Annotated in this window: 1 pseudogene; it reads right to left on the bottom strand. The window is 62.6% G+C overall.

Annotated elements, in window-relative coordinates:
- Positions 1 to 1,394 (bottom strand): annotated as a pseudogene (vgrG, locus tag ACB033_RS22610) (type VI secretion system effector VgrG); the annotation flags it as partial.

Below are 1,394 nucleotides of genomic sequence, written 5' to 3'. Positions count from 1 at the left end.
ACGTTCAGGTCTTTCTGACCGTGGATGTAGATCTCTTCCTTGCCAGCCTGGTCTTCAAAGCGCAGCTCATTGAAGCCCTCACCCTGGTGGGTCTCGGTGCGCAGCACGGTGCGGGTCTTGTTGGCTGGCAGCTCGTAGGGCGGACGATTGGTGGCGTGATAAGTGCGACCAGTCACGATGGGCTGGTCCGGGTCCCCTTCCAAGAAACTCACGATAACCTCGTGGCCGATGCGCGGGATGGCCATCATGCCATATTGGCCACCGGCCCAGCCCTGGCTCACCCGCACCCAGCAGGAGCTTTGGTCGTTGGAGCTGCCATATCTGTCCCACGGGAACTGCAGCTTCACCCGGCCGTGTTCGTCGCAGTAAATCTCCTCCCCTTCGGGGCCCACCACCATGGCGATTTGCGGGCCATCCACCATCGGCTTGTGAGGGGCTTCGGGGCTGCCGATGCGTGCCCGCCAGGTGGTACTCGCTTTCACCACCCCGAACTCGTTGTGATAGACGGTGGGGCCGCTGCCCCCTTCCTCTTCCAGTGCCTGTGGCTGCAAGCCGGTGTGCTGGATACGCACGATTTGCCAGTCGGTGTTGAGGCTGCCATTGGGGTGTTCGGTGAGTGAGAAGCTCTGCCCCGGCTGCAAGGCCGCGCAGTTGGACTTAGCCTGGCCCGCCACCGCATCGTTGCGCAGGGCATCCAGCCGATGCTGGGCAAACGCCTTGCCGCTCGGGTCTGCTTTGTAGCGGCCCGGGTAGTCGAAGTGCTGGTAGGTGTCCCGTTGATGTGCAAGCTCTGCGCCCACCTTCTTGTGGGAGAGACCGTAGGCCGGGGTCTTGAAGCTGTAGTCCTTGAGCTCCACATCCGAGGGGCGTACCGCCTCGCGGTAGTGGAACTGGCGCACATAGGGCCCTTGTTCCAGCAAGCGGTTACCGAGGTTGAAGAAGAGCTCGGGGCCGGCGGTCAGAGCGGCCGCGTCGTCGGCAAACACGATGCGGTGCTTGCCCGCTTCAAACTCGTGGAAATAGAACATCCCCTCTTCGGCGGCGAGGCGGTTCACGAAGTCGAGGTCGGTTTCCCGGTACTGGACGCAGTACTCCCGCTTGGCGTGCTCGTTTTTCAGCGCAAACGCATAGTCGGTGATGCCGTGTTCTTGCAAAAGAATGCTGAGGATTTCATCGGGCTTCTGTGCCTGAAAGATGCGGGAGTTCTGGCGAAGCGACAGACGCCACAGCGCCGGCTGCACCAGCAGCTGATAGCGGGTGCGGCGAAAGCCGCTATCCCCTTGCGCAAAGTCGCTCACCACCCCGCAGACCCGGCGCTGCAGCTCGCCGTTGTACCACACCAACAGCTCGCACGGCTGGTCCAGCACGGCGCCAAAGTCGATGTCGGGCTGGGC

It is taken from the genome of Aeromonas sp. S15(2024) (assembly GCF_041402265.1).
GTDB classification, from domain to species: Bacteria; Pseudomonadota; Gammaproteobacteria; order Enterobacterales; family Aeromonadaceae; genus Aeromonas; species Aeromonas dhakensis.
Note: the sequence above shows the minus strand (reverse complement) of the source record. Positions and strands in the feature narration are given on the sequence as shown.